Annotated in this window: 12 protein-coding genes and 1 pseudogene; 8 read left to right on the forward strand and 5 right to left on the reverse strand. The window is 61.4% G+C overall.

Annotated features, from left to right (window positions below):
* Positions 1-98 precede the first annotated feature (98 nt).
* Complete coding sequence (locus tag A6D6_RS09460; protein WP_159660579.1) at positions 99-1,730, reverse strand: SEL1-like repeat protein; 1,632 nt, start codon at positions 1,728-1,730, stop codon at positions 99-101.
* A gap of 363 nt (positions 1,731-2,093) precedes the next feature.
* Here A6D6_RS09460 and A6D6_RS09465 point away from each other — a divergent pair, with 363 nt between their 5' ends.
* The 4 genes from A6D6_RS09465 (at position 2,094) to A6D6_RS09480 (ending at position 4,936) form a co-directional block, all read left to right on the forward strand.
* A complete protein-coding gene (locus tag A6D6_RS09465; protein WP_159660580.1) occupies positions 2,094-2,630 on the forward strand; it encodes a GNAT family N-acetyltransferase in 537 nt (178 codons plus the stop codon).
* 335 nt (positions 2,631-2,965) lie between these two features.
* Complete coding sequence (locus A6D6_RS09470; protein WP_159660581.1) at positions 2,966-3,358, forward strand: VOC family protein; 393 nt, start codon at positions 2,966-2,968, stop codon at positions 3,356-3,358.
* Positions 3,359-3,552: 194 nt separating this feature from the next.
* Positions 3,553-4,311 (forward strand): type I methionyl aminopeptidase, encoded by a 759-nt coding sequence (gene map / locus A6D6_RS09475; protein ID WP_133490405.1) that lies wholly within the window; start codon positions 3,553-3,555, stop codon positions 4,309-4,311.
* A 73-nt stretch (positions 4,312-4,384) separates the two neighbouring features.
* On the forward strand, positions 4,385-4,936 hold the full coding sequence (locus A6D6_RS09480; RefSeq protein ID WP_097058988.1) for a YdeI/OmpD-associated family protein: 552 nt from the start codon (positions 4,385-4,387) through the stop codon (positions 4,934-4,936).
* A 13-nt stretch (positions 4,937-4,949) separates the two neighbouring features.
* Here the strand turns inward: A6D6_RS09480 and A6D6_RS09485 are convergent, their stop codons facing one another.
* Complete coding sequence (locus tag A6D6_RS09485) at positions 4,950-5,219, reverse strand: hypothetical protein (protein ID WP_159660582.1); 270 nt, start codon at positions 5,217-5,219, stop codon at positions 4,950-4,952.
* 131 nt (positions 5,220-5,350) lie between these two features.
* On the opposite strand from A6D6_RS09485, the gene A6D6_RS09490 reads away from it, so the two are divergent.
* The gene (locus tag A6D6_RS09490; RefSeq protein WP_159660583.1) at positions 5,351-7,174 is read left to right on the forward strand and encodes a hypothetical protein; all 1,824 of its coding nucleotides are present in this window, start codon (positions 5,351-5,353) and stop codon (positions 7,172-7,174) included.
* 61 nt (positions 7,175-7,235) lie between these two features.
* Here A6D6_RS09490 and A6D6_RS09495 read toward each other — a convergent pair whose 3' ends face one another.
* Together A6D6_RS09495 and A6D6_RS09500 are read right to left on the reverse strand one after the other, a co-directional pair.
* Positions 7,236-8,480, reverse strand: coding sequence for an NAD(P)/FAD-dependent oxidoreductase (locus tag A6D6_RS09495; protein ID WP_159660584.1), 1,245 nt, complete (start codon positions 8,478-8,480; stop codon positions 7,236-7,238).
* 256 nt (positions 8,481-8,736) lie between these two features.
* Positions 8,737-9,660 carry a LysR family transcriptional regulator gene (locus A6D6_RS09500; RefSeq protein ID WP_159660585.1) on the reverse strand — a complete coding sequence of 308 codons (924 nt, stop codon included), beginning with the start codon at positions 9,658-9,660 and terminating at the stop codon, positions 8,737-8,739.
* 154 nt (positions 9,661-9,814) lie between these two features.
* Between A6D6_RS09500 and A6D6_RS09505 the strand changes: the two genes are divergently transcribed.
* Together A6D6_RS09505 and A6D6_RS09510 are read left to right on the forward strand one after the other, a co-directional pair.
* Positions 9,815-10,864 (forward strand): NAD(P)-dependent alcohol dehydrogenase, encoded by a 1,050-nt coding sequence (locus A6D6_RS09505; RefSeq protein ID WP_133490412.1) that lies wholly within the window; start codon positions 9,815-9,817, stop codon positions 10,862-10,864.
* Between the two features lie 71 nt (positions 10,865-10,935).
* Entirely contained in the window at positions 10,936-11,511 is a 576-nt protein-coding gene (locus A6D6_RS09510) for a hypothetical protein (RefSeq protein ID WP_159660586.1), read from the forward strand.
* Positions 11,512-11,571: 60 nt separating this feature from the next.
* Here the strand turns inward: A6D6_RS09510 and A6D6_RS22155 are convergent.
* A pseudogene (locus A6D6_RS22155) lies at positions 11,572-11,730 on the reverse strand (TetR family C-terminal domain-containing protein); the annotation flags it as partial.
* A gap of 232 nt (positions 11,731-11,962) precedes the next feature.
* Here A6D6_RS22155 and A6D6_RS09520 point away from each other — a divergent pair.
* Complete coding sequence (locus A6D6_RS09520; protein WP_133490413.1) at positions 11,963-12,313, forward strand: VOC family protein; 351 nt, start codon at positions 11,963-11,965, stop codon at positions 12,311-12,313.
* Positions 12,314-12,318 lie beyond the last annotated feature (5 nt).

Consider the following 12,318-nt stretch of genomic DNA (forward strand, 5'->3'; position numbering starts at 1 on the left):
TTCGTCAAGAACATCTCTATGCCTTATGTGCTCATAAATGTACATAAAGAGATGTTTTGTGCGTTTTACCGATCAAGGTGCTTGAGTTGACCCCGGACTCAGATGGCCCACAAGTCCGGTGATTCCACTTCCATCCGCAGCCGATCCTTACTGAACGTCCGCTTCAGCAACCCACCCAGGCCGGGCTTGGGAATTTCGCTCAGCAGCCGCCGGACTTCGTCGGGCAGCGGGTCGGGCAGGTCGAGTTGGCCCTCGGCGGTTACCTCCAGCAGCCAGTGGCCGTGGTCGCGGGCGGCGTCCCAATTGCCTTGGGCGCTGAGCAGGGTCATGTGCAGTACTGAGAGGTACGGGTCGAACACTTGGGGCAGCACGGTGTTGCTGACCTCGAGCGCGGCGCGCGGGTCGGGCGTGCCGAACCAGCCTTCGTCCAGGCCACGGGCCAGGGCGTATTTACAGGCAGTGAAGTCGACGGGGACGTCGCTGAGCAGGGCTTTGGCTTCGGCCTGCTCGCCTTGGGTCAGGAGAGCCCGGGCCAGGGGCAGGGCGCCGAAGCCGTTGCCTTCGGTGATGGCGGTGCGGCACAGGGCCAGGGCCTGCTCGGAGTGCGGGTCGTCTTCCAGTTGGAGTTCGGCCAGGTTGAGTTTGCCGTCCGGCCCCTTTTCGGCGGCAAAGCGGAACCAGCGCTCCGCCGCCGCGCGGTCTTGTGGAAAGCCACGCCGGCCTCGGGCCAGGCACCGCCCCAGCCAGTTGGCCGCTTCCAGGCCCTCCGGGCCGGGCCGTTCCGCCAGGCGGCTCAGCACGGCGGTGGCCCGCTCGATGTCGCCGGCGTTGACCCAGGCCAGGCCGAGGTCGAACTGATGTGTGGAGTCGTCCGGGGCGGCGTCCACGGCGGCCTGCCAGCCTTCGGCGATTTCCAGGGCGGGGGCGTCCAGGGAGGCCAGGATTTGTGCTTCCAACACCAGCAGGGCGGCGCGCATGCGCCCAGGCGGGCAGTCTTCCTGGCCGGCGCGCAAGTGCCCGCGGGCGGTGACCAGGTCGCCGTCAATGGTGGCGGCGCGGTTGGCGCGCCACCACCAGTACTCGGCGGTGAGGAGCTGGTGTAGCTCGGGGGCGGTGATGGCGCGTTCGGCCAGCCTGACCACTTCGCCCATGTGCGCCAGGCTGCCGCCCCAGCGGGCTTCGCTGCGGGCCAGGGCGGTGGACCAGGCGGGTAGCCAGTTCGGGTCGGCCTCGGCCAGCTGCGCCAGTAGTTGTTGGTGTTCCTCTTCGGATACGCCCAGGATCGTGGCGGCCTGGCCGAGGGCGGCCAGCGCCGGGCCGGGCTGCGCGCCCAGCTCCAGGGCGCGGGTCAGCGGTGCACGGGCGCGGTTCAGCGATGTCACCACCTGCTCCCATTGGGCGTCGGTGAGCTGGTCGGCGGTCTCTTCGCCCCGGGCGTCGATGCCGGCGTAGGTGTCCGCCATGCCTTGGGCGAGCCTGGGCCAGGGGTTGTCGGGTTCCGTCTCCGCCCAGGTATCGAGGGTGTCGCGCGGCGCGCGGAGGATGGCATGCAGCGTGCCTTCCAGTTGCAGCAGCGTGTGCAGGGAGGGCGCGCGGCGGTAGTCCGCGGCGGTGCGCTTCAGGCGCTCGGTGAGCGCCGACCATTCGCCACTCAGGGCGGCGGCGGTGATGGCGGGGTAGGCCTCGGGGGCGGCGACGTCGGTGATGGACAGAATCGGATGGTCGGGCATGAAAATGAAACTCTTGGCCGGTGCGAGCCCTGAATCTTGAGGCGTGGACGCCATAACGCAACCCTACACGGCATCCGGACGCGCTTTGAATGGGAGCTGCGTCTCACGCTGGACCGGGCGCGCCGGATATCGCTGGTTTGGGAGCAGGCAAAAAGCAAAACCGGGTTCGGGCACATGGTTGGGTTGTGGCATCGTGTTATCGATTCTGTTTCTGTACGATTCGGATGCCCACTTGCAAGGACGCTCGCCGTCCGTATTGGGAGAGGACTGATCCGACCGCCTGGCTATCCTTGACCATCAGAGGTCATGGACACAGGGGCGCGGTTTCGTTCCTGTGTGCAGCCTGAGCGTAGGGAAACCACGATGATTGACGAGCGATTGTTGTGTCGGGATGAGGTCGGCCTGGTCTGGGGGATCGACCGCAGAGAGGTGATCGAAGAGATCTATGCCCTCAAGGGCGGCGAACTGGTGCTTCGTCCCGAGTTCTACGACATGAGCGGTTGGCCAGAGGGCGAGGCCGAGCACTTCACGCCGACCCTGCTCGATTGTTTTGACCGTGGTGGTTGGTTCCTTGGACTGTTCGACCAGGGCCGCCTGATCGGCGCGGTGGTGCTCGATTCGTGCCGCTTTGGCCCGGCGGGCGAATGGCTGCAACTGACGTTCCTCCACCTCAGCCACGCTTATCGCCGCCGTGGTCTCGGCGCCCATCTGTTCCGTCTTGCCGTCGCCCGGGCCCGGGCCCGGCGGGTGGAGGCTGGTGCGCTCTACGTTTCAGCGACGCCGTCACGTAATACCGTGGACTTTTACATGAGACTGGGCTGCCGGTTATGCGAGCAGCCGGATGAAGCCTTGTATCAGCGGGAGCCGGACGATATTCATCTGCTCCATGACCTCACGTGAACGCTTGGGGTGGAATGGAGAGAGGCAATCAACGTCACGAGCAAAGCCTATCGTTCGGCACTGGCCTGTGGTTGGCGGCGCGGCGATGCGAAAAGGCGGGTTGCCGCCGGATCATGGGCGGGTGAATATAACGCTTCGCCGTGCCTTCCTGGCCTATCCGGCCTTCAGTCCCAAGCCAATACGGGAGGGCCGCCACTGGCGTGATCCGGCGTGATGCCGGGAAGGTTTGGCAGGTGGGCGGGCGGCGATAAAAGAGGCCTGGAGCGATACGGGCCCTGTTTGCTGAAGGGCTGGGTGAATAAGACATAACGACAAACCGTAGAAGGAGAGCAACCATGTTCAACCACATCATGATCGGTTCCAACGACATCGAGCGTTCCAAGAGCTTCTATGACGCAGTGCTTGGTGTACTCGGCGCGCGCGAGCCGTTTCGCAACGTGGCGCCTTCCGGCCACGTCCGGCTGTTCTATATCCACGATGGCAGCACCTTTGCCATCAGTGAGCCGATCAACGACGAAGAGGCGACCTGCGCCAACGGCGGCACCATCGGGTTCAAGTGCGATTCGCCCGAGCAGGTAAAGGCATTCTATGATGTGGCGGTGGCTCAGGGCGGCAAGCCGATCGAGGATCCGCCGGGCCTGCGTGAAGGCAGCATGGGCGCCATGCATCTGGCTTATGTCCGCGATCCCGACGGCAACAAGCTCTGCGCGATTCATCGGGTCCAGTAAATCTCCAGTCCCCCGTCTGAGGACACGCATGGATCCCTTGGGCGGGGCCTGGGTGCCTGTGATGTGTGACCGTGTGGTTATCCAGGCCTTGCTTTGGGTCAGGAGGGGCGGCTTTGATGGGCCGGCATGGATGGTGTGTCCTCAATGTGGCGAACGGCAATAACTGCGAGCTGTAACCGATCAAAGGTGAACCTATGACCGTGGAAGGCCAGAACGATATCGATGGGGTGCTGAACACCGGGCGCGTTGTCGCCAGAGTGCGTGATGCCATGCTCGATGCGGTTGAACCGGGCATGACGACCGCGGAACTGGATAAGCTGGGAGAGCAGCTGCTGGAACAGTATGGCGCCAGGTCGGCACCGAGGGTGACGTATGATTTTCCCGGCGCCACCTGCATCAGCGTCAATGAGGAAGCGGCGCATGGTATTCCCGGGCAGAGGGTGATTCAGGCCGGGGATATTGTGAACGTCGATGTATCCGCTGAACTGGGTGGCTATTTCGCGGATACCGGTGGCACCATGGTTGTTCCGCCGGGGTCGATGCTCAAGACACGCTTGTGTCATGCCACCCGGCTGGCTTTGAAACGCGCCTTGGGCGAAGCACGAGCCGGTGCTCCCATCAATCGCATCGGCAAAGCGATTCAACATACCGCGAAGTCGCATCGTTTCAAGGTGATCAAGAATCTGGCCGGTCATGGTGTCGGGCGAACGCTGCACGAGGAGCCGGAGGACATCGTGGGCTACTATGATCGCCGCGATACCCGCCGATTACAGCTCGGTCAGGTCATCGCCATCGAGCCGTTTCTGTCCACCCGCAGCACACTGGTGACAGAGGCGGAGGACGGGTGGACTCTGGTGGGGCATCCGGACAATCTTTCCGCGCAGTTCGAACATACCGTTATCGTCACCAAAGGGGCTCCCATTATCGCCACGCTGTCCGAAAAACGGCATTGACGATACGGCATCCGGCGGGATGCCCCCGGCCCGAACTGTAGGTCATCAGAGACCGGAGCGTTGGAGACGGATAATGCTTGTGGAAAATACGAAGTCTCAATTCGAAGCACGATTGCTTTGCCCCAAAAAGCAAGGTGACAGCGAACCTTGGGCTTTCGTGGTGTTGCCCCGGGAGGTCAGCACAAAGCTGCCCAGACGGGGCCGTACCTCGGTGGATGGCACGCTGAACGGCCACGCGTTCCAGGTCTTGCTGGAGCCCGACGGCCGCAAGAGCCATTGGCTTCGTATCGGTCAGCCCCTGATGGAAACGTCCGGTACCACCTTTGGTGATGTCGTCCGGTTCGAAATCAGTCCGGTGGCGCGGGAGCCGGAACCGGAGGTCCCGATGGATTTGCGGGAGGCTCTCCAAGCCGCGCCGGAGGCCCGGGAGATATGGGAAGCCACCACCACGCTGGCCCGCGTGGACTGGATTCATTGGATTACCACCGCCAAGCAGGTCAAGACCCGTGCCAAGCGGATTAATGACGCCTGCGACATGCTGGCCTCGGGTAAAAAGCGGGTCTGCTGTTTTGATCCTTCGGGCTTTTACAGCAAGGCGATCCGGGCCCCGGAGGCGGCGGATTGAGTTAAGCCGTTTACTACCATCGGCATTGCCCCTCTCTGTTCGCCACGGTTTTCTCTATAAACGCAAACTCCGCTCCGGTTTTCAGGTTGGTGTAGGTGAAGTCATGGATACTGGCGCCCTGGCTTGAGAACTGATACTTGCCTTTGATGGTACCGTCGACGACCTCAAGCCAGATATGCCGGAATTCCACCCGGAGCTTGCTGGTCTCATCGAAGAAGCAATGCACATCGGTGTTGACCTCAACGGCCTGGGCGAAGGTGGGGAGGAGAGCGAGAAACGGCAATGTGGATGGCCCGAAGGCGCGCCGGTACCAGGGCGAGAGCGCGTCCAATTTAGGGTAGGATAACGGTCAATGAGAGGGTTCGCAGGTGATATTGGCCGCGATAGGGATGTTTGCCATTGCCGGGGTTGTTTATGCGCAGAGTGACGTTGTTGTTTTTTGTGTTGCCGTTTCTTGCGGTGTTATCGGCAGGGTGTTCAGAGAAAACCCTCGAAGAGCAAAGGCGGGAACTGGAAGAACAGAAGGCGGAGTATCAGGCACGGATCGAAGCCCTGGCCGATCAGGACGTCAAACAAGCACTGGCGTCGATGGCCGATGTCATGTTCTGGATACGGGAAGGGGACCTGGAGCGCCGGGAGCCGCCAGAGGAGGTGCAATATAGCACCTCGCCCTACGCGATCCTGGATGATTATAAAGACACGAAGGACATGGCCGATCAGTTGGCCGCCGGCGTGCTGCTGACCCATGATCCGCGCTACCGTCCCGAGGAAGCGCAACTCGAGCTCCCGTTCGCGTATCCCTTTGATCTCAGGGTCAACTGGGAGCAGGTGGTGTTGGCGGATGGCACCGAACTGCCGGTGGTGGAGCGGGACCCGTTCACCGATCAAAGCAATCTGATTCCGGTGGCGTTGTGGAATACCTCATATAAGCGTTTCACCACCCAGGTGGAAAAACACGAAAACCTGCCCATTGGTCAGGTGCCGCCACCACCGTCACCGATAGCACGGGCACGTGGCGAGATGATCCTGACCGTGCCGGAAACACTGCCGGAAGTCGATTTCTCAGTCTCCGACGTGGGTGACCATCAGGAGGTGTCCGGGTGGCGCATCACCTTGGAAGAAGTCGAAGGGCATCGGGTTCGGTTGCTGTTCAAGGTGCCCGAAGATATGGCGCTTGCCGAGGCGGAGGACAGGTTCAATCAGATTGAAGTGGAGGCCAGTGACAGCACTGGCCGTTTGTTGTCGAGCAGCAACACAGGGAAAGGGCCGGCCGGCGGCGATACCCTGATCATCGAGATGCTGGACCAGCTGATCGACGCGGCGGAGTCCGGAGAACTGAAGGAGCGGACCCTGGAGCAGCGCATGGAGTCACAGCAGCAGGCCATGTTTGAGGGTGTGGATAGACAGCTGTTTGTGGAGGTGGCGTTCCGTGGCACGGTGAAGCAGGTGAAAGTGCTGCTGCCAGGCTTCTCCGGCGAGACAACGCAGTCCGTACCGTTGGATCTGATACCGGTACAGTTCGATGTGCCGGACAACCAGGGCGAGCCACGTTCCTTTGGTGTACGGGCCCGGGTGTATGACCACACCGCCAGCGACTGGGAACTGGACCAGCCGCTGGAGGCGGACCCCGCGTTGCTGGACGAACTCATTCAGGTCGAGTTCAAAGAGGGGGCGGATCAGGACTTGCCGGATCCAATAGCGGATAAGCTGTATTTCCATTTCCCGGAACAGATGAGCAACCGTCTGGTGTCCAACTTTGACCGCTTCGATCATGTCGAGGAGCTGGTTTTTCTGGATAAGAACGATGAGCCTGTTTACCGGTTCGACCCTGAGGACAGGGAGGGGCCAGTGAGGTTCACCGTCAATCGGATTGAGTATCACCCGGACCGTTTCGAACGGCCCCCGGTGCGCGTCCGTGGAAAACTGGATGTATTGCTGCTGCCAGACATCGACGTACGCTGGGTTGCCGTCGATGACTTGCCCGAAGGCTATGAAATGCATGGGAAACAAGTGCTGTTCGGTCCGGCGGCGGCGGATAATCATATCCCCGCGTTGGTGCTTGGCCGGGACTCGGAGGGAGGCTATCTGAAAAAAATCACCGAGATCCGTCATTCGTTCGATCAAGGGTGGCCTCGGCGTGCCTATCACTTCTACGATGAGCCGGCGGGCTTTCTGTTTATCGACAAAGGCCCCAGTTCCCACGCCAGCTATTCGTTCGACATCTCGCTTGAGGATTGAAACCCGCGGGAAGGCATGGGCGTGTAAGTGTGCCAGCGAAGTATGGGACGCCGGTGCCCGGTCATCGGAACCGGTCCGCCCGATAAGGCGTCATATCCACGTCCGGAGTCTCGCCGTCCAGCATCCGCGCGATCAGTTTTCCGGTGATCGGCCCGAGCGTAAAGCCCTGATGGCCATGGCCGAAAGCCAGCCAGAGTCCGGGTAAATCCGGGGCTGGTCCGATCACCGGCTTCATGTCCGGGGTGCAGGGGCGGGCGCCCATCCAGGGACGCGGATCAAGGCGCTCACCGAGAGGAAAAAGCTGACGGGCCACGGCTTCGGCGGCGGCCAGTTGTTGGTAACGAGGCCCGGCATCGTGGCGGGCCAGCTCGGCGCCGGTGGTGAGCCGGATGCCAGCGCGCATCGGCGCCAGCAGGTAACCAATCTCGGCGTCCATGATCCAGTGGCGAAGGCGGGTCTGCTCCTTCGCGCCATAGTGCATGTGGTAGCCCCGTTTAACGAACAGCGGGACCGATAGTCCTTGTCGCGACAACCATTGTGAGGACCAGGGGCCGAGTGCCAGCACCACTTGCTCGGCGGTCAATGTCTCTTCACCGGCGATCGCCTGCCAGCCGCCACGGTGACGCGACAAGGCACGCAATGGGGCCTGGACGAAGTGGCCGCCTCGTTGTCGAAAGTCAGCGGCATAGGCGGCGACCAGAGCACCGGGGTCCATGATGGTCCAAGGCTGGGTCCAGTGGATGGCGCCGGCGAGGCCGGGAGCAAGATCCGGTTCCAGCGTGGCGAGGGTGGCGCCATCGAGGACACGATGGGTGACGCCATGGTGTTCCGCGTCGCTCCGTGCCTGTTGGCACTCCCGCTCCAGGGCTTCGGTGCTGCGAAACACTTCCAGATAGCCGTCCCGGCGAATCAGTGCTTCGGCGCCAGCCGCCTCGATCATCGGCGCATGTGCCTCCAGAGCATGGCGGATCAGAGCGGCGTACTCGGGCACGATGCGAGCATAGCGCTCCGGCTCTGAGTTGCGCCAATACTGAAACAGCGGCCCGGCGGCCTGAACCATGCCGGAGGGCCGGTACCGGATATCGATCTGACGATTGGGCAGCACCCGGATCAAGGTGGTCAGGTCTCTTGGGAAACGATAGGGACGCACGGCTTCGCGCTGGATGATGCCGGCGTTGCCGAACGACGTTTCCCGGCCCGGCTGATTGCGGTCGACCAGCGTCACCTGGTGGCCGCGTTCAAGCAGGTGCCAGGCGACGGATACGCCGACCATGCCGGCTCCCAGGACCAGAATATCGCGCGACATGGTTACTTCTCCCTCTCCTCTGGCGTCCGCCCCCCTGGGTTGTTCCGTCCCGCCTTTCCCCACCGCATCGGTGTGGAAGGGGATATCAGGAGCGTGCGTTTGATCGGCGCAAAAGGCAAGATGGTTTGACTATCTCATCCGCGATATTCGTCCGGCCGGGCTATTGTAGCGGTCATGACTTTCTTTCCTGTTGCCTGTTCACACGGTATCGCTGTCGTTACCGGTGTCTTCGACAGCAAAGAGATCATTGCAGCGGTCATTGTCGGGTAGGGCGATGCCGGTCAACCGGGCCGCGCACACGCAGCGCGTCGACGACGAGCGAGAATGCCGGTGACGGCTGCCGGCGGCTGGGGTAGTAAAGGTGGTAGCCGGCGAAGGGAGGACACCAGTCCTCCAGGACCTTGAGCAGACGGCCGTTCTCCAGGTGTGGATAGAATTCCTGTTCGGGCAGAAAGGCAATGCCGAGTCCCCGGAGTGCGGCATCCACGATAGGGGGCGAGCTGTTGAAGGCCACTTGGCCGTCCACACGAACGTTCAGTGCGCGCCCCTCGCGTTCGAACTCCCAGACATAAAAGCCGCCGTGTGTCGGAAACCGCAGGTTGATGCAATGGTGATCGGTAAGATCATGCGGCGTTCGCGGTGGTGGATGATGATCAAAGTAATCCGCTGATGCCGCCGCCGCCATCCTCATCTCGGGGCCTATGGGGACCGCGATCATATCCTTGTCAATGGATTCGCCCAGCCGCACGCCGGCATCGAAACGATCCGCGACGATGTCCCGGAATCCGTAGTTCACATCAAATTCCACGGCAATGTCCGGATACTCGCGCAGCAGAGGGGTTAGCTTGGGCAACAGGACGGTGCGTAACACATCGTCCACACAAGTAATGCGTACCGTTCCCGCCGGTTTGTCGCGCAGCTCGGTAAGGGCGTCCAGTTCCGCCTCGATTTCATCGAAGCGGAACCCGAGGGTTCGCAGCAAGCGCTCGCCGGCTGCCGTGGCCGACACACTGCGTGTGGTTCGTGTCAGCAGGCGGATATCCAACTGTGTCTCGAGATTGCGGATGGTCTGGCTGAGGGCGGACTGAGTCACCCCCAGGCGTGCCGCGGCACGGGTAAAGCTGCCTTCCCGCGCTACCATGACGAACGCATACAGGTCATTCAGATTGCGCCGGGGCATGGTCCGCTCCTTAATCATTGATTAGTAAAACTTATATACTCATTAAGAATTCATTAGATAGTCAAGGCCGCGGTCTTTGCGGACAATCCAGGCCGTTGAAAGCTCGTCGAACTCTCACGATGCCATATCTATCCGAATAGTCAGGAGTGATGCGATGATGACCAAAGCGTATGGGGCCCATGCCGGGGACCGTCCTCTGGAGCCGATGGAGATTACTCGCCGTACTCCGGGAAAGCACGATGTCCAGATCGACATCGCTTATTGCGGCGTGTGCCATTCCGATATTCATCAGGCGCGCTCCGAATGGGCCGGCACGCTTTATCCCTGTGTGCCGGGGCATGAGATCGTCGGCCGGGTCGCCGCGGTGGGTAGCGGTGTTACCGGTTTCCAGGAGGGTGATCTGGTGGGCGTCGGCTGTATCGTTGACAGCTGCCAGCACTGCGGGGAGTGCGATGACGGTCTGGAAAATTACTGCGACCATATGATTGGAACCTACAATTTCCCGACGCCGGATGCACCGGGCCACACCCTGGGCGGTTATTCCCAGCATATCGTGGTTCATCAACGCTATGTCTTGCGTATTCGCCACCCTGAACCGCAGCTGGCGGCGGTGGCGCCGCTGCTGTGCGCGGGGATCACCACTTACTCACCGCTGCGCCATTGGCAGGTGGGCCGGGGAGATAAAGTGGGTGTGGTCGGTATCGGTGGCTTGGGCCATATGGGCATCAAGCTGGCGCACGCCATGGGCGCCCATGTGGTGGCGTTCACCACCTCAGAATCCAAACGGGACGCGGCTTTGGCGCTGGGTGCCGATGAAGTGGTGGTGTCACGTGACGCGGAAGAGATGGCGGCCCAGAGCAAACGCCTGGACTTCATCCTGAACACCGTGGCCGCCCCACACGATCTGGATGCCTTCATGGCGCTGCTCAAACGGGATGGCACCATGGCACTGGTCGGGGCGCCGGCTTCCGCGCACCCTTCGCCTCAGGTGATGAATCTGATCGCCAAGCGCCGAGGTATTGCCGGCTCGATGATCGGTGGTATTCCCGAGACCCAGGAGATGCTGGATTTCTGTGCCGAGCACGGCATCGTCGCGGATATTGAAATGATCCGTGCCGAAGACATCAACGGGGCCTACGAGCGAATGCTCGCTGGTGATGTGAAGTATCGCTTCGTCATCGACAACGCCTCACTGGCCCTCTGATCGACCCGGGCCGGCCGTTTGTTTCTGCTACACTGGCCGCGACAACGTCGCCTTGAAGCAGGGAGGAAGCGGTGAGTGACAACTGCACCCACATCGTGCCGGTCCATAAGGGGGACTATCCCGACGATCATGCCAAGGTGAAGGAGATCCTTTACTGGTTCCAGAAAAGAGGCATGGTGGAAAATACGCTGTCCGACTGCGCCCTGGGTGAACCGGGCTACCGGTTTCTGCCGGAGATATCACGGATCTTCGATGAAGAGCCACGGCCGGACAGTTTGGAGCACACCCTGCTGACCCATGGTCTGGAACTGCATCATGGCCGCCGCCGGGTCTTCCATCCCATGGAGGGCGCCGACCTCTACTTTGTTTGCCCGGAATGCGGGCATGACATGGGATGGGACGCGGCGGATGGCATCGCGGCCTGGTATGAGAGAAAAGACGATTCTCCGCAATGCCGGAATTGCGCGAAGACATGCCATATTACCGAATATCGGACAGACCGTGGCGGCACGGAACCGCCGTGGGCGTTCAGCAATGTGGCGATCACCCTCTGGAACGCCTTCGGGGAGGCATTCGCTCCCTGCTTCCTGGATGAAATGAGGGCGTTTTACGGAACCGACATTCTGGTTGTGGAGGTGCGCATCTAGGTTTGTGGAAGGCCCGCTGCGTTGTTCGCCCGGCCACTTCAGGCGGGCGGTCTGGTTGGGGCATTGCGAAGGATCGCCCGGTACCGCCGGCCCATTCAACAGCATGATGCGCTGGATTTCCGGCTCCAGTGCCATCTCGATACCGGCGACGCTTTCCTGCGACAACCCTTCCCATGGATTGGTGGCGTGTTTCTGAGCGACGTGCATCCGTTCAAGCATTTCGTTGTCGATCTGGTCGATCACCGCTCGAACCAACTTGGCCCGGGTTTTTTGTGTCTTATCCGAACTGGACCACGGTAGGCGTGCACTGGCTGGCGGGCTTTGATTCTGAGATCAAGGTCATCGCACGCCTTCCCCGGAGTGATTGAACAACTAGTGGGGGGCTGAGTTATCATCCCATGGGTAAACGCACGGGAACTGGCACGCGGCTGCGCCAAAGTCGAGGTGAACTATGCAAGTCAAACGCATCATGGCCAACATCGCCACATCGGATGTTGAGAAGGCCGAGGCCTTCTATGGCGACATACTTGGCCTTGAACGGCTGATGGACCACGGCTGGTTTCAGACCTATGGTTCGGATCAGACGATGAGGGTTCAGATGAGCTTTGCCTCGGAGGGCGGTTCGGGGACTCCGGTGCCTGATCTCTCCATTGAGGTTGATGATGTCGAGGCGGCGCTGGCGCGCTTCAAGGCAGCGGATATCCCGGTGGAGTACGGTCCTGTCAGCGAACCCTGGGGTGTGCGGCGGTTCTATGTCCGTGACCCTTTTGGCAAGCTGATCAACGTTCTCCAACATGAGTGACGGCG

Origin of the sequence: Alcanivorax xiamenensis (assembly GCF_009846745.1) — a bacterium.
GTDB classification, from domain to species: Bacteria; Pseudomonadota; Gammaproteobacteria; order Pseudomonadales; family Alcanivoracaceae; genus Alloalcanivorax; species Alloalcanivorax xiamenensis.

Bases quoted from the DNA above. Each gene is read 5' to 3' on its own strand.
- A6D6_RS09460 (WP_159660579.1), bottom strand. From the start codon at position 1,730: ATGCCCGACCATCCGATTCTGTCCATCACCGACGTCGCCGCCCCCGAG.
- A6D6_RS09465 (WP_159660580.1), top strand. From the start codon at position 2,094: ATGATTGACGAGCGATTGTTGTGTCGGGATGAGGTCGGCCTGGTCTGG.
- A6D6_RS09470 (WP_159660581.1), top strand. From the start codon at position 2,966: ATGTTCAACCACATCATGATCGGTTCCAACGACATCGAGCGTTCCAAG.
- map (WP_133490405.1), top strand. From the start codon at position 3,553: ATGACCGTGGAAGGCCAGAACGATATCGATGGGGTGCTGAACACCGGG.
- A6D6_RS09480 (WP_097058988.1), top strand. From the start codon at position 4,385: ATGCTTGTGGAAAATACGAAGTCTCAATTCGAAGCACGATTGCTTTGC.
- A6D6_RS09490 (WP_159660583.1), top strand. From the start codon at position 5,351: ATGCGCAGAGTGACGTTGTTGTTTTTTGTGTTGCCGTTTCTTGCGGTG.
- A6D6_RS09495 (WP_159660584.1), bottom strand. From the start codon at position 8,480: ATGTCGCGCGATATTCTGGTCCTGGGAGCCGGCATGGTCGGCGTATCC.
- A6D6_RS09500 (WP_159660585.1), bottom strand. From the start codon at position 9,660: ATGCCCCGGCGCAATCTGAATGACCTGTATGCGTTCGTCATGGTAGCG.
- A6D6_RS09505 (WP_133490412.1), top strand. From the start codon at position 9,815: ATGATGACCAAAGCGTATGGGGCCCATGCCGGGGACCGTCCTCTGGAG.
- A6D6_RS09520 (WP_133490413.1), top strand. From the start codon at position 11,963: ATGCAAGTCAAACGCATCATGGCCAACATCGCCACATCGGATGTTGAG.